General features: G+C 67.4%; 14 protein-coding genes and 1 pseudogene. 12 read left to right on the forward strand and 3 right to left on the reverse strand.

Annotated elements, in window-relative coordinates; genetic code table 11:
• The first annotated feature begins 276 nt into the window (after window positions 1-276).
• Window positions 277-720, forward strand: a complete 444-nt coding sequence (locus ABUA28_RS02805; protein WP_349902417.1) for a MarR family winged helix-turn-helix transcriptional regulator — start codon at window positions 277-279, stop codon at window positions 718-720.
• On the opposite strand, the gene ABUA28_RS02810 is transcribed toward ABUA28_RS02805, so the two are convergent.
• Window positions 717-2,282 (reverse strand): acyl-CoA synthetase, encoded by a 1,566-nt coding sequence (locus ABUA28_RS02810; RefSeq protein ID WP_349902418.1) that lies wholly within the window; start codon window positions 2,280-2,282, stop codon window positions 717-719. The genes ABUA28_RS02805 and ABUA28_RS02810 overlap by 4 nt on opposite strands.
• A 245-nt stretch (window positions 2,283-2,527) precedes the next feature.
• On the opposite strand from ABUA28_RS02810, the gene ABUA28_RS02815 reads away from it, so the two are divergent.
• The 7 genes from ABUA28_RS02815 to ABUA28_RS02845 all read left to right on the forward strand — a co-directional run bounded on the left by ABUA28_RS02815 (window position 2,528) and on the right by ABUA28_RS02845 (window position 9,949).
• A complete protein-coding gene (locus tag ABUA28_RS02815; RefSeq protein WP_349902419.1) occupies window positions 2,528-3,715 on the forward strand; it encodes a thiolase family protein in 1,188 nt (395 codons plus the stop codon).
• A 79-nt stretch (window positions 3,716-3,794) separates the two neighbouring features.
• Window positions 3,795-4,268 carry a MaoC family dehydratase gene (locus tag ABUA28_RS02820; protein ID WP_349902420.1) on the forward strand — a complete coding sequence of 158 codons (474 nt, stop codon included), beginning with the start codon at window positions 3,795-3,797 and terminating at the stop codon, window positions 4,266-4,268.
• On the forward strand, window positions 4,265-5,173 hold the full coding sequence (locus ABUA28_RS02825) for an SDR family NAD(P)-dependent oxidoreductase (protein WP_349902421.1): 909 nt from the start codon (window positions 4,265-4,267) through the stop codon (window positions 5,171-5,173). Before ABUA28_RS02820 ends, ABUA28_RS02825 begins: the two co-directional genes overlap by 4 nt.
• Before the next feature lie 7 nt (window positions 5,174-5,180).
• Window positions 5,181-5,594, forward strand: coding sequence for an acyl-CoA thioesterase (locus ABUA28_RS02830; RefSeq protein WP_349902422.1), 414 nt, complete (start codon window positions 5,181-5,183; stop codon window positions 5,592-5,594).
• Between the two features lie 149 nt (window positions 5,595-5,743).
• Entirely contained in the window at window positions 5,744-6,661 is a 918-nt protein-coding gene (locus ABUA28_RS02835) for a fumarylacetoacetate hydrolase family protein (protein ID WP_349902423.1), read from the forward strand.
• Entirely contained in the window at window positions 6,658-8,703 is a 2,046-nt protein-coding gene (locus ABUA28_RS02840; protein ID WP_349902424.1) for an acetate--CoA ligase family protein, read from the forward strand. Before ABUA28_RS02835 ends, ABUA28_RS02840 begins: the two co-directional genes overlap by 4 nt.
• Before the next feature lie 28 nt (window positions 8,704-8,731).
• A complete protein-coding gene (locus ABUA28_RS02845; RefSeq protein ID WP_349902425.1) occupies window positions 8,732-9,949 on the forward strand; it encodes an FAD-dependent monooxygenase in 1,218 nt (405 codons plus the stop codon).
• 4 nt (window positions 9,950-9,953) lie between these two features.
• On the opposite strand, the gene ABUA28_RS02850 is transcribed toward ABUA28_RS02845, so the two are convergent.
• A complete protein-coding gene (locus ABUA28_RS02850) occupies window positions 9,954-12,386 on the reverse strand; it encodes an ATP-dependent helicase (RefSeq protein WP_349902426.1) in 2,433 nt (810 codons plus the stop codon).
• Between the two features lie 236 nt (window positions 12,387-12,622).
• Between ABUA28_RS02850 and ABUA28_RS02855 the strand changes: the two genes are divergently transcribed.
• A complete protein-coding gene (locus ABUA28_RS02855) occupies window positions 12,623-13,627 on the forward strand; it encodes an endonuclease domain-containing protein (RefSeq protein WP_349902427.1) in 1,005 nt (334 codons plus the stop codon).
• A 110-nt stretch (window positions 13,628-13,737) separates the two neighbouring features.
• Here ABUA28_RS02855 and ABUA28_RS02860 read toward each other — a convergent pair whose 3' ends face one another.
• The gene (locus ABUA28_RS02860) at window positions 13,738-14,754 is read right to left on the reverse strand and encodes a glycerophosphodiester phosphodiesterase family protein (protein WP_349902428.1); all 1,017 of its coding nucleotides are present in this window, start codon (window positions 14,752-14,754) and stop codon (window positions 13,738-13,740) included.
• A gap of 71 nt (window positions 14,755-14,825) precedes the next feature.
• Between ABUA28_RS02860 and ABUA28_RS02865 the strand changes: the two are divergent.
• From ABUA28_RS02865 to ABUA28_RS02875, 3 genes and pseudogenes are all read left to right on the forward strand, one after another.
• Window positions 14,826-14,894: pseudogene (locus ABUA28_RS02865) on the forward strand (zinc-ribbon domain-containing protein); the annotation flags it as partial.
• Window positions 14,895-14,984: 90 nt separating this feature from the next.
• Window positions 14,985-15,626, forward strand: coding sequence for a hypothetical protein (locus ABUA28_RS02870; protein ID WP_349902700.1), 642 nt, complete (start codon window positions 14,985-14,987; stop codon window positions 15,624-15,626).
• Window positions 15,619-16,146: a hypothetical protein gene (locus ABUA28_RS02875; RefSeq protein WP_349902429.1), complete on the forward strand. Its 528-nt coding sequence runs from the start codon at window positions 15,619-15,621 to the stop codon at window positions 16,144-16,146. Before ABUA28_RS02870 ends, ABUA28_RS02875 begins: the two co-directional genes overlap by 8 nt.
• Window positions 16,147-16,155 lie beyond the last annotated feature (9 nt).

Below are 16,155 nucleotides of genomic sequence, written 5' to 3' on the forward strand. Positions count from 1 at the left end.
TTACTTGATTATCAGGAAACCTGTTAGTGGATTATGACCGCATCCGCGCGAGTCTGTCAATGGCGATTCGACAACGATCCGGCCGCATCGTCACGATGCTCCGCGCGATTCACACTCCCAAACTCCGTGAAAACTTATATCCTTGAAGAACTCAACGATTAGCACCTACGCCAGCAACCGTTTCCGGCCGCGCCGGAGACTGAACCCACGGAGTGGACAATCTCGAACCAACGCAGCGCCGCTGATGGAGCCGGCCAGACAGCCGCCGTCAAGGCGATGAATGGCGCGAGCGAGCTCCAGGCGACGGAGCTGGCCCACGAGATCGAGTTCCTCACGGCACGCTCTCGCTCTGTGGGAATCACACGAGCCAATACCGCACTCGCTCCGCTTGGGCTGAAGGTGCGTTCGTACTCCGTGCTGGCCCTTGCCTGCAGCGAGCAGGCACCCTCGCAGCGCGAGCTCGCGGAGTTCCTCGTGCTCGATCCGAGCCAGGTCGTGGCGCTCGTGGACGAGCTCGAGGATCGCCGCCTCGTCAGCCGCGAGACCAACCCGAGCGATCGACGGTCCAAGGGCATCTGCGCGACCGCCTCGGGCAAGCGACTCTACAGAGAGGCGCGGGCGATCGTTCGCGACGCAGAAAGCGAATCCCTCGCGCCGCTCGACGACGACGAACGGCAGCAGCTTCGATCGCTGCTGCGCCGAATCGCCTTCGCGGACTAGGCCGGGTAGAGCCTGCGGAGTTCCGCCTTGCGGATCTTGCCGCTCGCGGTGCGCGGAAGCTCCGCGACGATCTCGACGCGTTTCGGGATCTTGTACCGCGCGATCCTGCCGTCCAGGTAATTGCGCACCTCATCCGGCTCCAGCGTGAAACCGTCTCGCACGGTGACGATCGCGATCGGCACCTCGCCCCACTTCTCGTCGGGGACACCGATGATCGCGACGCTTCCGACCGCCTCGAGCTCCGAGACGGCCTGCTCGACCTCGGCAGAGTAGATGTTCTCCCCGCCCGAGATGATCATGTCTTTGAGCCTGTCCGCGATGAACAGATAGCCATCGTCGTCGACGTGACCCATGTCGCCCGACCTGAACCACACGCCCTCCACGTAACACGCGGAGATCACCTCTGGCTTGTTCCAGTACTCCTTGATCACGTTCGGGCCAGACAGCTGGATCTCGCCGGACTCGCCCGGCGGCAGCACCCGGCCATCGGCGTCGACGATCCGCAGGTCGGTGAAGAAGTGAGGGAGGCCACCGGAGCCTGCCTTCTCCCGACTCTTCTCCGGCGAGAGGCTCGTCGCACCCGGCGAGGTCTCGGTCATGCCGTAGCCGCCGGAGAACGCGAGGCCTCGTCGCTCGTATTCTTCGAGCACGCGCATCGGCACGGCCGACCCGCCACAGGTGAGCTTCTCGAGCGAGCTGATATCCGTCGTGGCCCAGTCGGGATGCTCGCACAGCATCTGGAAGGTCGTCGGCACGCCGCTGAGCGAGGTCACGCGGTACTTCTCGATAAGAGTCAGCGCACGGGCCGGATCGAAGCGGGGTTCGAGAACGACGGTGCCGCCCTTGAGGAGCGTGGGCAGCAAACCCATGTCGAGGGAGGCGACGTGGAACAGCGGTGAGATCATGAGCGCGACATCGGTGCTCACGAAGTCGTAGTCCACGAGCACGTTGAAACAGTTCCAGGTGATGTTGCCGTGGGTGAGCACTGCACCCTTCGGGGAGCCGGTGGTCCCTGAGGTGTAGAGGATCATCGCCGGGTCGTCGAGCGACACCGCGACGTCCAGGCGCTCCTGGGCGGTCGAACCGATCACGGCATCCAGTGCTTCGACGATGACGTCGGGCGACTCCGTGGCGTCGACCCCGGCGGGCGCAGGCCTGCGCGGCCCGTCGGCGACGACGATCCGGCGCCCGACTGCGGTTTCGCGGGCCCCGGCGATCGCGAGTCCAGTCAGGCTCTCCGCGTGAACGAGGACGGTGCTGCCCGCGTCCTTCAGCGCGTACTGCACCTCGGGGGGCGCGAGCCTCGTGTTGAGCGGGACGAAGATTGCGCCGAGGGTGCCCGCGGCAAAGAAGGTCTCGAGGAATGCGGGGTGATTCTCGCCCAGGAATGCGACCCGGGATCCGGGCTCGACACCGCGTTGTCGCAGTGCGACGGCCAGCCGGTCGATGCGTGAACTGAGCTGCGCGTAGCTGATCTCGACGCCGTCGAAGATCACTGCAGCCTTGGGGCCGGACTTCGGCCGACGGCGATGGATCCACGAACCCAGTCCCTGGTTCAACATCGAACGCACCACCCTTCACGACAGCCAACGCTGGCCGCCCGGTAAGAATATCGGCCCGACACAGGCCCGGATAGCTACACCGTAAAATCTATGGTTGAGAAAGTCAATCGTTTCTGGCCCGCTGATGGCGTGCTGGAAATTTGCCGGTAAAGGCTCTAGCATTCTCAGGAAACCTGATAATGTAACGCTGTCTCGCGCGAATCCGACGGAGCTGCCGGATCATCGACGAGGACCCTGGAGGACCAATGCGGTTCAGCAATGCACACATCCCGCTCGGCTTTGCATGGTCGACGCCGTTCTCGAAGTGGCAGGGTCCGCTCGCGAACCTGAACAGCCTCGACATGGCGGTCGACGTGACCGGTCGAGCCCTGGAAGCCCGAGGCCTCGCGGCCTCTGAGATCACCGAGTGGACGCTCGGCTGCACCGTTCCGCAGCCCACCGGCTTCTTCGGCGTCACCCTCATCTCCCGCAAGCTCGGCGCCGGCGACTACTCCGGCCCGTGGATCTCCCGCGCCTGCGCCACCGGCGCTGCGGTGGTCGAACACCTCGCCACGCAGGTGGAACTCGGGGCGCACGAGACGACGATCGGCGTGCTCACCGACCGCACGAGCAACGGTCCACTCATGGTGTTCGCGAGCCAGACCAACCCCAGCGCGGCGCCCGTGCTCGAGCACTGGGTGAACGATCCGATGAAGCTCGACCCGACAACGGGACAGAGCATGAACGACACCGCGGAGAACACGGCCGCAGACGGCGGCTTCAGCCGCAGCCAGGTCGACGACCTCACCCTGCTTCGCTACGAGCAGTACGAGGCAGCACTCGCCAACGACAGCGCGTTCCACCGTCGCTACTTCGTGCCGGTGCGCATCCCCGGCCGCAAGGGCGACACCTGGCTGGAAGAGGACTACGGCGTCCACCCGACGACCGCGGAGGGCCTCGCCCGGCTCAAGCCGGGGCGCGAGGGTGGCGTGGTCACCTTCGGTTCGCAGACCTATCCGGCGGACGGTGCGACCGGCGTCATCGTCGCGAGCGAAGGCCGCGCGAGGGAACTCGGTGGCGGCGCAACCGCGCAGATCCTGTCATCCGGATTCGCCAGGGCAGAGCCCGCCTACATGGGCAAGGCTCCGGTCGGAGCAGCCCAGCGCGCGCTCGACGACGCCGGGCTCACCATGAAGGACATCGATCTCGTGACGACCCACAACCCGTTCACCGTGAACGACCTGTGGTTCGCACAGCAACTGGACTACCCCGTCGAGCGCATGAACATCTACGGTTCATCTCTCATCTGGGGGCACCCGCAGGGGCCGACCGGCGTTCGCGCCATCACCGAACTCATCGAGGCCCTTCGGCTCCGCGGTGGCGGCGTCGGCCTGTTCAGCGGATGCGCAGCCGGAGACGCCGCGGGTGCGATCATCGTGCGGGTCGACGGATGACCGCCAGGCACGCCATCGCGTGCGCAGCCAGCCAAACACTGAGTGAGCACGCGCCCACCAGCAATCCAAGGAGAAGATAGTGACCGTTGAAGCACCCACCGCACTAGTACAGACAACGATTGCGGGCATCCACGACCTGGTGGGAACCGAGCTCGGCACCTCGAGCTGGCGCACGATCACCCAGGAGGACGTGAACAGGTTCGCCGACCTCACCGGTGACCACAACCCGATCCACATCAACGCCGAGGTGGCCGCTCGCAGCCCGTTCGGCACCACGATCGTGCATGGCTACCTGACGGTCTCCCTCGTCGTGCCGCTCATGGCCGAGGTCTTCGAGGTCACCGACCTCGGTACGGGCGTGAACTACGGTCTCGACAAGCTGCGCTTCCCCGCACCCGTCCCCGTGGGCTCGCGCATCAGGGTCAGCGTGAAGCTGAGCGAGGCGTCCGAGGTTCCCGGCGGAGTCCAGGCCAAGTTCGATGTCACGTTCGAGGTCGAGGGCCAGACCAAGCCTGCCTGCGTCATGACCATGGTCGTGAGGTACTACGCATGAGCGGCCTTCTTGACGGCAAGGTAGCCATCGTCACGGGAAGCGGGCAGGGGCTCGGTCGTGCATACGCCGAGGCACTCGCTGACGCGGGCGCATCCGTCGTGGTCAACGACGTTCGCGCGGACACCGCGGACGAGACGGTTCGCGCCATCACCGCCGCGGGCGGCAAGGCCGTCGCGGTCATCGCCCCGGTCGGTCCGACCGAGACGGCAGACGCGCTCGTGCAGAAGGCACTGGGCGAATTCGGTCGCCTCGACATCCTCGTGAGCAACGCGGGCGTGCTGCGCGACAAGGTGCTCTGGAAGATGGATGACGACGACTTCGACCTCGTCATCCAGACTCACCTGCGCGGCACCTTCACGATGGGTCGCGCCGCCGCGATCGCGATGCGCGAGCAGGGCGAGGGCGGCAGGATCATCCTGATCGGATCTCCCGCGGGTCAGTTCGGCAACTTCGGGCAGACGAACTATGCCGCGGCCAAGGCCGGGATCGTCGCCTTCGCGCGCACCTGGTCGCTCGAGCTCGCCCGCGCGGGCATCACCGTCAACGCGGTCGTGCCGACGGCGCTCACCGCTATGACGGCGACGATACCTATATATACGGATGTCGTGAAGGCCTACGAGGCCGGCGAGCCGCTGCCGAGGCAGGTACGCCAGGAGCACGCCCTGGGCGGACCGGAGGATGTCGCACCGCTCGTCGTCTGGCTCGCCTCTGAGGGTTCGGCCTCCGTGACCGGCCAGGCCATCGGCATCGGCGGAGACAAGCTCTCGATCTACTCGCACTCGACCGAGATCGCCCTCGAATACCGCGAGGGCGGCTGGAGCCCCGAGGCGATCGATGCCGCGTGGCCGGTGACCTTCGCCGGACACCAGCAGTCCTCCGGAATCACGCTTCCCCCGCTGGAGTGAGCAGGCCATGACTGAGTCCGTTGCGGCGAACGATGGGCGCCCGGTCTACCGCGAGCGCAGGCGCGTCGAATGGATCGAGACCGACGCCGGTGGACGCATCCATTTCACGGCGGTCTTCCGCTGGGCTGAGTCTGCAGAGTATTCGCTGCTGCGCCAGGTGGGGGCGACGCGCCTCACGACGTTCCCACGCCGCGAGGTCTCGGCCCGCTACCACCGGCCCCTGCGGTTCGGAGACGAGTTCGAGATCGAGATCACGGCGGGCACGGTCGGAACGACCTCGATCGTGTATGAGTGGCGCGGTACCCGAGAGGGCGAGCTCTACTTCGAGGGCACGATCGCCTGCGTGAACGTGGACGACGACGGGCGCCCCTCCCCCCTGCCTGACGAACTGCGAGACGCACTGCGCGGTTCCGCGACATGACCGCCGCCCTCGACCCACGACACCGCACTGCTGCGGTCGGGGCCGAGGAGTGCGGCCGGCCCGATGCGTACGATCGCAAAATAGACATTCACAAAGGCGACCGTCGTTGATAATGTCATTGATTGAAAGTTTCACGGAAGAGGTTCAGCATGAAGTTAGCCACAACGGTTGATGCACGACTGGTCGCCATACTTACCGGACAGGGCAGTCTCACCGGCACCGGCGGAGAAGACGAGGTCGTCGACATCACTGACGCCGTCGCGCTCGGGCCGGTCGGCCCCGGCGGCCCGCTGCTCGCGTTTCTCGAGAACGGAGGGACGGCATCCGCTCTGGAATCGCTCGACCTCTCCTCGCTGCCGCACGCGGCGCTGTCGTCGACGAGACTCGCGGCCCCCATCGCGCGCCCGGGCAAGATCATCGGCGCCCCGGTGAACTACCTCGACCACAAGCTCGAGATGAGCGAACTCAAGACGATCGTCGAGTACGGCATGTTCCTCAAGGCGAACACCTCGGTGATCGGCCCCGGCGACGACATCCGCCTACCCTACACGGACATGCGCACCGATCAGGAGGGCGAGCTCGCCATCGTGATTGGTAGAACAGCGAGTCGCGTGAGCGCGGAGGACGCGCTCGACTACGTCTTCGGCTACGCCCCCATCCTCGACATCAGCGTGCGCTCGACCGAGGATCGCTCCACGAGAAAGTCGTTCGACACCTTCGCGCCGTTCGGCTCCTGGATCACCACGGCAGACGAGGTCGGCGACGCCGATGCCCTCGAGCTGCGCTGCTGGGTCGGAGGCGAGCTGCGCCAGAGCGCCAACACGCGCGACCTGATCTTCACCGTGGCCGAGCTCGTCGCATACACGAGCTCGGTGATGACCCTTCACCCCGGCGACGTGATCGCCTCGGGAACACCGGCGGGCGTCGGCCCGCTCTCGGCGGGGCAGCGCGTCGTCGTCGAGATCGAGAAGCTCGGACGGCTGGAGGTCGGCGTGACCGACGAGGGCGGCATCCTCTACGGGAACCGCCCCGGTGCGACCGTGCTGCACGGAGGCGAGAACGCATGACCGACGGCGGATTGGAGTCCCTGTTCAGCCCGCGCCGCATCGCCGTGATCGGCGCGAGCGCGTCTGAGCAGAAGGCCGGTTACGCGATGATGCAGTCGCTCTCCGGCTTTCCTGGCGAGCTCTTGCCCGTCAACCCGCGCGGCGGAAGCATCCTCGGCCACGAGGCCTACGCGAGCGTCGGAGAGCTGCCGAATGGTGCAGACCTCGCCGTGCTCGTGGTTCCCCCGGAGGCAGTCCCGGCCGCGCTCAAGGAGTGCGCGGCGGCCGGAGTGCGCGCGGCGGTGATCTGTGCGGGCGGTTTCGCCGAGAGCGGGGACGCGGGCGCGGACATCCAGCGTCGGGTGGTCGAGGCGGCAACGGCCGGCGGTATCCGCCTGCTCGGCCCGAACACCTCGGGGTTCATCAACCCGATCGACCGTGTCTGCGCCAACTTCATGCCGAGCGTTGCCGAGCTCGCCCCCGGCGGCACCGCCGTCGTCGCGCAGAGCGGTGGAGTGAACCTCGCGCTCTCGTTCATGCTGGCAGAAGCGGATGTCGGACTCCGGCTCGGCGTCGGTCTCGGCAACGCGGTCGACGTGGGCTTCACCGACGTGCTCGACTTCCTCGCAGAAGACGACGCCACCACGGCGATCGGACTGCACATCGAGGGGGTGGGCGACGGACGGGCGGTCGCTGCCGCCGTGCGTCGCGCCGCGGAACGCAAGCCCGTCGTGGCGTTCAAGGTGGGCAAGAGCGACATCGGCGACTTCGCCCGCTCGCACACCGGCGCGCTCACCGGCTCCTACCGGCTGGCCAGGCAGGCCCTGGCCCAGGCCGGCGCTGTGATCGTGGACGACCCGGCCGAGATGATCGACGCCCTCACCGCCCTCTCGCGCGTGCGCCTTCCCGCGCGAGCGAACCCCGGCGTCGGCGTGGTCACGGGCCAGGCGGGCCCCGGCCTGGTCATCGCGGACACCCTCGCTGGTGCCGCGGTCAGCGTTCCCACCCTTGCCACCGAGACCACGTCCGCCCTCTCGCGACTGCTGCCCCCGCTCACCTACCAGCAGAACCCCGTCGACACCGGGCGGCCATCCGAGACCTTCCGCGGCGTGCTCGAAGCCGTCGCCCACGACGAGGCCGTCGACGTGCTCGCGGTCTACGCCCTCGACGAGCCGGGAACCCTCGATCCGACGCAGGCACTCAGCGACCTCGAGACTCCCGTGCTGTTTGCGAGCGGCGGGCCGCGCACGGTGATGCGCGAGAGGCGTGCCTCACTCGCGGCCGCGGGCATCCCGATGTTCACGAGTCCCGACGGCGTGGCCCGCGGTGTCGCCGCGGTCGTCGCGGATGCCCGTGCCCGGCAGCGCCTGCTCGATACGTCGGCTGCATCGGCAGTCACGGCACCGCGCAGCTCTTCGGCCGCGAGTGTCGGCACCATGCCCGACGAGAACCAGGCCAAGACCCTGCTCGACTCGCTTGGGCTTGTCACGCCGCAGCGCAGGGTCGCGACGAGCCCGGCCGAGGCGGCCATGGCGTTCGCCGAACTCGAAGCACCCGTCGTCGTCAAGGTGCTCGACGCCTCGATCTCCCACAAGTCGGATGTCGGCGGCGTGCACGTGGGCGTGCGCACGCGCGAACAACTCGACCTCGCCATCGCCGCGATCGACCGCATTCCGGGCGAGAGCCCCCGGCGTTACCTTCTCGAATCGCAGGCGGAGTCCGGCACCGAGTTGATCGTCGGAGCGATTCGCGACGACACCTTCGGCGCGGTTGTGCTGCTCGGGCTCGGCGGAGTCGACGTCGAACTCGGCGGAGAGCCGGTTCTGCGCCTGGCACCCCTCGCCGAGTCCGAGGCGCGTGCGGCGATCGACGACCTGCCCGCGAGCATCCTCGCCGGCCACCGCGGAGCCCCGCCCGTCGATCGGGAGGCGCTCGCGCGCATCCTCGTCGCGGTCGGTGGCCTCATCGCCGGCGACGACGCCATCACCGAGATCGACCTCAACCCGGTGCGGGTGACCAAGAGCGCGACGCTCATCCTCGACGCCCTCATCGTCACCGAATAATCCGCGAACATCGAACCCTTGGAGCCTCATGTCAACGAACACCCGTGAAACCCTGATCGTGGGAGCAGGCCCCGTCGGCCTCACCGCCGCATTGGCCATGAACGCGCTCGGCCGCGACGTGACCGTGCTCGAAGCCGGTGGCGCGGACCGGGAGCGCCCCGGGAGCCGCGCGATCTTCACCCACAGCGCGAGCCTCGCGGTGCTCGACCGGCTGAGCCCCGGCCTCGCGAAGACGCTGAGCTCGCACGGGCTGTACTGGAACACCCAGCGCACGCTGTACGCGGGCAAGGAGGTCTACGCCAAGACCTATCCCGACCCGGCGCCCGGCACCTACCCCCACTTCACGAGCCTGCCGCAGGTTCACATCGAGCGTCACCTGCTCGAAGCCGCCAAGGCCGCGGGCATCGAGTTCGCCTGGAACCAGGAGGTCGTCGGCGCGGTGTCGAAGGAGGACGGCGTCACCCTCGAGACCGCGGGCGGAGATCGCTGGGAGGCACAGTACGTGATCGGCGCCGACGGCGCCCGCTCTCCCGTGCGCAAGCAGATCGGCGCGCGCATGGAGGGCGACAAGGACGACGGCTGGTACGTCGTCGTGGACGTGCGCGAGCTGCCCGACGCACCGCTGCCCATCGAGCGCGTTTTCCACTACGCGCATCCGGCCGTCGGCGGACGCAACGTGCTCATGGTGCCGTTCGCGGGAGGCTGGCGGGTTGACCTGCAGCTGAAGCCGGGAGACATCCCCGAGGACTTCAGCAACGAGGAGACGGTGAAGAAGTGGCTGCGCGAGGTCATGCCGCCCGCCTACGCCGAGCAGATCTCGTGGGTGTCGACGTACCAGTTCATGCAACTGATCGCGCATGACTTCTCCGACCCGGCGCGGCGCGTGCTCCTCGTGGGCGAGGCCGCGCACCTGTTCGCGCCGTTCGGCGCGCGCGGGCTCAACTCGGGCATCCCGGACGCCGAGGTGGCGGCACTCGCGGTGAACTCCGCCCTGAGCGCGACGAACCCCGCGATGGCGAAGGCCGCGGTCGAGTCCTTCGGCCTGGCCAGGCGCAGTGCCGCGCAGTTCAACTGCAACGCCGCGAGCGAGGCGCTCGTGCACCTGCGCCCAGACACAGCCATGATCGCGCGCCTCGAGGCCGCAGCAGAGCGTGCCCCCGAGGACGCGGAGGCGTCGGCGTGGCTCGAGAAGGCGCCGTACGGACCGCGCGGCGTCCCCACCGCGACCACGGTCTACCGCTACTGATCCGTCAGATCTTCTCTATCGGGCTGATCTTGATGAGCAGGCGCTTGCGTCCCACGCTGTCGAACTGCACCTCGGCGACGCTCTTCGGGCCGACGCCGGTGACCGCGGTCACGCGCCCGTCACCGAAGTCGACATGACGGATGCGATCCCCCGCCGCGAGCGTCAGGTCGCCGTTGTCGCGCACCGTGCCCGTGACGCGGTTCGCCCACTCGGTCTTCGGCTTGGCTGCGTTGCGCGCGGCCCTCGCCCGCGCAACCGCCCCCGGCCCGGAGTCGCCGTTCTCGTAGCCCGATCCGCTGCCGGAGCCCAGTTCCGCACCGAAGCTGCCCCTGCGCGCATTGAGCGCGCGAGGCTGCGTTCCATTGCGGGAGTTCGCCATCCCCGGTGACTGTCGCCAGTCAATGAGCTCAGCGGGGATCTCCTGCAGGAAGCGGCTCGGCATCGCCACGTTCACCTCGCCGAACTGCGAGCGCGTCATGGCGAGCGAGAAGTAGAACTTCCTGCGCGCACGCGTGATGCCCACGTAGAACAGCCGGCGTTCCTCCGCGATACCGCCGGGCTCCGACGCAGACATCTGGTGCGGCAGCAGCCCCTCCTCCACACCGGTGAGGAACACGGCCTCGTACTCCAGGCCCTTCGCCGTGTGCAGCGTCATGAGCGAGACGGTTCCACTCGAGTCATCCAGTTCGTCCGCCGCGGCGACGAGAGAGACCTCGGTGAGGAAGTCGAGCAGCGTGCCCTCGGGGTTGTTCTTCGTGAACTCCTTCGCCACGGAGACGAGTTCCTCCACGTTCTCAGCCCGCGCCTCGTCCTGCGCATCGCCCGTGTGACGCAGCGAGGCGATGAAGTCGGTGCGTTCGAGCAGTGCGGTGAGGATGTCCGCCGCGGGTGCAGGGGTGCCGCCGGGCGGGTCCACGGTCGCACCCACCTCGTCGAGAATCGCTACCAGCCCCCTGATCGCGCCGGTCACCTTGGGGCCGAGACCCAGCTCATCCGCGTGCCGCATGGCGTCGCGCAGGGTGATGTCGTTGTGGTCGGCGTAGCTCTGTAGCGCCGTCTCCGTGGCGGGGCCGATGCCGCGCTTGGGGGTGTTCATGATGCGGCGGAGCGCGAGCGGGTCTGCAGGATTCGCGACGGCGGTGAGGTAGCCGAGTGCATCCTTGATCTCGGCGCGCTCGTAGAACTTGGTGCCGCCGAGCACCCGGTAGGGCAAGGCCGAGCGGATGAAGATCTCTTCAAGCGCACGGGTCTGCGCGTTGGTGCGATAGAAGACCGCGACGTCTTTGTAACTGACGCCCGACTCGCGCAGGGTTTGGATCTCATCCGCGACGAATTGTGCCTCGTCGTGTTGGCTGTACCCGGTGAATCCGACGATCTTGTCGCCCGAGCCGATCGTGGTGAACAGCTTCTTGTCTTTGCGGTCGAAGTTGTTGGAGATCACCGAGTTCGCGGCATCGAGGATGTTCTGGGTCGAGCGGTAGTTCTGCTCCAGCAGCACGACCTTCGAGCGGGGGAAGTCGCGCTCGAACTCGACGATGTTGCGGATATCGGCCCCGCGGAACGCGTAGATCGACTGGTCGCTGTCGCCCACCACCGTGAGCGAGGGGGCGTCGAGCGCCCTTGTTGGATCGCGCAGCGGCTGCCCGTCGAATCCGACCGCGTCTTCGAGCAGTTCGGTGCGCGGGATCTTGGTCAGCTCACGGATGAGCGAGTACTGCGCATGGTTGGTGTCCTGGTATTCGTCGACCAGGATGTGCCGGAAGCGCCGCTGGTACAGCGCGGCCACCTGGGGGAATGCGCGGAACAGGTAGACCGTCTGCCCGATCAGGTCGTCGAAATCGAAGGCGTTCGCTCGGGTGAGGCTGCGCGTGTACTCGCGGAAGATCTCGAGGAACACCCGCTCTGCCGGGTCGGCGAAGTTCGCATCGCGCGCGTAGGACTCCACGTCGTGCAGCTCGTTCTTGAGCTTGGAGATCTTGCCGAGGGCCTTGCTCGGGGTGAAGCCGAAGCTGTCTGCGTCGAGGTCTTTGATGATGCGCTTGACGAGCGCCTTGCTGTCTGCCGAGTCGTAGATGGTGAAGCTCTTGCTGTAGCCGAAGTGCTCGGCCTCGCGGCGAAGGATGCGCACGCAAGCGGAGTGGAAGGTGGAGATCCACATGCCCTCCGCCGACTGCCCGAGCAGCGACTGCACCCGCTCGCGCATCTCCGACGCGGCCTTGTTCGTGAAGGTGATGGCGAGGATCTGGCTGGGCCAGGCATCCCGCGTCTCGATCAGGTGCGCGATGCGGCGGGTGAGCACGCTCGTCTTGCCCGAGCCCGCGCCCGCGACGATGAGCAGCGAGGGGCCCCGGTATTCGACGGCCTCGCGCTGGCGCGGATTGAGGCCATCGAGGAGAGGAGATTCGGCGGTCGCACCGGGCTCAAGGATGAAGGTCATGTCTGCCCAATTCTAGGCTGCGCCTCCGACCCCGGGCCGCCCGCGCGGGTTCCTCTCCCAAATGAAGGCATTCCGGTTGGAGACGGATGCTGTGCCCCGCCAGCTTGTGAACAGTGCCCGCGTATGCCTTCATTTGGGAGGGGCATCCGCTCCTGCACCGGGGAGGAAACGAGGCCGGTATACACAGAATTCTGACTTTGGTGCCGCGGAACCGGAACGGACGACATCCTCGACGGATGAACTCCTTGGCACGTACGATCCGCGAACGCGGCCGACTCGCTGCAACCCACGAGCTCCACGCGGCCGGGTTCGGCAGGCAAGCACTTCGGAACGCCGTCGCCCGCGGCGATGTCCAGCGTGTGCGACAAGGCTGGTACAGCACGCCGGATGTGCACCCGCAACTCCTTCACGCCGCCAGAGTCGGCGGCAGGCTTGGCTGCATCTCCGGCGCTGCCCTGCACGGACTGTGGCTCCCGCCCCACGAGAACCTCCACGTCATTGTTGAGCACAACGACTGCCGGTTGCGCACCGCGAAGGACATGCGGCAAAGACTGACCGAATACCCCCATGATGTGACGACTCACTGGCATCTCGACACGGCAGCGGGCTCGCGCCTCCTGATGGATCCGATCGCCTGCCTCGAGGATGTCATCCGATGCCAGCCGCCCGAGTACGCGGTTGCCATTGCAGACAGCGCTCTCCGTCGGCCGGCACACTGGGGGGAATCGACCCTGATCACTCCAGCCCAGTGGCACCAGCTGATAGCCGGGATGCCCAGCCGATCCCGAGTGCTGAACCTTGCGGACGGAGTGTGCGAGAGCGGCACGGAGTCGGTTACCCGGTTCTGGCTGGCGCCGCACAAGCTCCCGCTGCGGCTTCAGGTGTGGATCGATGGGAAGCGCGTTGACTTCCTCATCGGTCGGCGGCTCGTCGTGGAGATCGACGGCGCCGAGTATCACATCGACCCGGAGCGTTTCGAGGCCGACCGCACCCGCGATGCCCAGCTCACGGCCCTCGGCTACATCGTCCTGCGTTTCAGCTACAACCAGGTGATCTATCGTTGGCCCGAGGTCGAGCGCGCGATACTCGCCGCGGTCACCCGGGGCGACCACTTCAAGGCGGAGCCGCTCCCGCATCCGCCGCTCCCGCATCCGCCGCTCTCCGCATCCGCCGCTCCCGCATCCGCCGTCTGTCCCCCCTCGTGCATGCCCGCCGCCCACTCCGTTTCCTCTCCCAAATGAAGGCATCCGTCGGATGCCGCGTCGGATTCACGGGGCTTCGAGCCAGCTCGCGACTGAAACGCCTTCATTTGGGACGAGACCGGGGAGGGGCGCGGGACGGAAAGACGGGATTACAGCGCAGCGCGCGCCTCGAGCGCGAGATCTGGCTGGTCGGCGAAGACCCCGTCCACGCCGCAGCCCAGGATCAGTCCGAACTCCTCACGCCAGTTTCCGTGGGCCGCGGGCGAGGCGCCGATCCGCAACTCCCTCGCGAGAAAGCGGTTCTCCGCCCGGAGAGTCCAGCAGAAGATCGTCAGCCCGGCAGCGTGCGCGCGGTCGACCAGCTCAGCGGCGTTCGCACGACCCGAGGCATCCGTCAGCAACAGGTGTTTGTCGACGCTGATGCCATCCACCCGCGGACTGCCGTCGCCCGCAGCGAGCGCCGCCAACCCCTGTGTAGTGAGGTAGTCGGCATAGCTCCTCCCCGGGCGGTCGGCCGGACCCCCGGATGCCTCGAGCAGGAACACATACCGTGCCCGGATGCCACGGTCGCGGACCCTGCCGAGCACGGTCGTCTCGAAGCTTTCGACCGTCAGCCGCGCGTCGTCGTCCCAGCCCGCGCGTGCGAGCTCCGCCACGAACAGCTCGTCGAGCGGCATCCCGATCGATTCGAAGTAGCTCGCGTGCTTGATCTCGGCGACGAGGCCAACGGGGAGACCGGTGTCGGCCACGGGCGGGGCGGCATCCAGGATCTGCAGCAGATCGGAGAAGCGCAGGATGCCGTCGTCACCCTCGAATTCGCGGTTGTGCGGGCGCAGCTTCGGCAGCCTCTCTCGCGCACGCAGGGTGCTCAGCTCTGCCCAGCTGAAGTCCTCGGTGAACCAGCCCGTGAGCTTCTCACCCTCGATGGCCTTGGTCGTTCGGCGGTCGGCGAACTCGGGTCTCGAGGCGACATCCGTGGTCCCGGAGATCTCGTTCTCGTGCCGGATGACGAGCACTCCATCGCTCGTGCAGACGAGGTCAGGCTCCACGGCATCCGCCCCCAGTTCCAGGGCCAGGAGATAGGCGCTCCTCGTGTGCTCGGGTCGATATCCGCTCGCGCCGCGATGCGCAATCACCATCGGATGCCCCGGCGCGAGTTCTTTCATGTCATCACGCTACGCGATGGCACCATTACTGTTCTTACTTTGCCCTTACTACTGTTGGTACTCTGCTCTTCATGGAGATTTGCGCGAATTGCGCGGCAAAGCTCGACCCGAGTTGGAAATTTTGTATCATGTGCGGCACGCCTGTACCCGCGGGCGCCGCACGCCGAACCCGTGACGAGCCCATCGCCGCAGAAGCAGCCGTACCCACCGCTGCGCCGTCAGCCGCGTCCGTGACGAAGGCCTCGGCCGTCGCTACCGACGAGGCGGTCGATACCGACAAGATGGTCGAGGTCGACACCGCCGAAGGGGGGCCCGCTGCGGGCGCGCCTCGTCGGGCCCGGTCCCCGTTCGCCCCGCCGACGCCCGCCGCCGCCGAGGACGAACTCACCGATGACGACGTAGACGACGAGTCGATCGCCCGCGAGCCCGTGCTCCCGGTTCCGGTCTTTCCGTCACCGGGCGCATCCGCTCGCGACATGGACAGCGAGCCCGAGGTCGAATCCGAGCCAGCTCCCGAGCCTGCTTCGGCACTCGAACCGGCGTTCGCCCACTCCCCGTCGATCAACGACCTCGCGCACGAGCAGTTCGCCGACGACGAGAGCCTGCTCTCTCGCGATTTGCCTCCCCGGCGACAGTCGCTGCAGGGTCGAGGAAGGGCCACTGCGGAGTCACGGGAGAGGTACCCGAGCTACGCGTCGGTCGCGACGAGTCAGGAATACACGGAGGAGAGCATCCCCTCTTTCCACACCTCCGACGGCGCCCCGTCGAGACGCAGGATCGACGTGCCGCTGGTCGTGACCATCGGCCTGTCGACCGCTGGTGTGGTTCTCATCGTCTACCTCGCGATCCTCGTCTTCGGCGCGCGTGGCTGACGCCTCACCGCGCGACGGATGGCGTGAGCCGACCTCGCTGCTCCCCCTGCGCTGGGGAGGCTACCGGTCCAGGTACACCGCGGCGCTCACGCTTCTCGTGGCTGGGGGCCTGCTCGCGCAGGCGGCGTCCGCCTATGCGACCTATCTGCTGTACGCGGGCCTGACCGCCCACCTGCTCGGCTGGTGGATCCTGCCTGGACGGGGATGGCGCAGGTTCTGGATGTCGCTGCCGAGCGCCCTGGTCATGCTCGTCCTGTTGACGGGCGGGCCGTCATCCGCTGCCCTCGTCGTTCCGCTTGCCGGCTGGCTCTACGTGCGCCAGCGCCCGGCGCGCTGTTATCTCGTGCTGTTGGCGCCGTTCGTCGCCGGCGTGGTGCTCGGCCAGGTCTTTCCGCAGTACGGTCACGGGGCCGTCGTGGTGACCGTGGCGAGCGCGGTGCTGGTGGGCTCCGCGTGGCTCGCTCGGCTCCTAGCGAACAGCGGGCAAACACCCAGCCACGAACCGGCATCCGCACGCTAGATTGGCCCC

The sequence above is a fragment of the Parafrigoribacterium humi genome (assembly GCF_040227205.1).
Taxonomy (GTDB): domain Bacteria; phylum Actinomycetota; class Actinomycetes; order Actinomycetales; family Microbacteriaceae; genus Parafrigoribacterium_A; species Parafrigoribacterium_A humi.

Coding starts and splice junctions, on each gene's coding strand:
- ABUA28_RS02825 (WP_349902421.1), top strand. CDS start 4,265: ATGAGCGGCCTTCTTGACGGCAAGGTAGCCATCGTCACGGGAAGCGGG.
- ABUA28_RS02845 (WP_349902425.1), top strand. CDS start 8,732: ATGTCAACGAACACCCGTGAAACCCTGATCGTGGGAGCAGGCCCCGTC.
- ABUA28_RS02810 (WP_349902418.1), bottom strand. CDS start 2,282: ATGTTGAACCAGGGACTGGGTTCGTGGATCCATCGCCGTCGGCCGAAG.
- ABUA28_RS02830 (WP_349902422.1), top strand. CDS start 5,181: ATGACTGAGTCCGTTGCGGCGAACGATGGGCGCCCGGTCTACCGCGAG.
- ABUA28_RS02840 (WP_349902424.1), top strand. CDS start 6,658: ATGACCGACGGCGGATTGGAGTCCCTGTTCAGCCCGCGCCGCATCGCC.
- ABUA28_RS02815 (WP_349902419.1), top strand. CDS start 2,528: ATGCGGTTCAGCAATGCACACATCCCGCTCGGCTTTGCATGGTCGACG.
- ABUA28_RS02805 (WP_349902417.1), top strand. CDS start 277: ATGAATGGCGCGAGCGAGCTCCAGGCGACGGAGCTGGCCCACGAGATC.
- ABUA28_RS02835 (WP_349902423.1), top strand. CDS start 5,744: ATGAAGTTAGCCACAACGGTTGATGCACGACTGGTCGCCATACTTACC.
- ABUA28_RS02860 (WP_349902428.1), bottom strand. CDS start 14,754: ATGAAAGAACTCGCGCCGGGGCATCCGATGGTGATTGCGCATCGCGGC.
- ABUA28_RS02850 (WP_349902426.1), bottom strand. CDS start 12,386: ATGACCTTCATCCTTGAGCCCGGTGCGACCGCCGAATCTCCTCTCCTC.
- ABUA28_RS02855 (WP_349902427.1), top strand. CDS start 12,623: ATGAACTCCTTGGCACGTACGATCCGCGAACGCGGCCGACTCGCTGCA.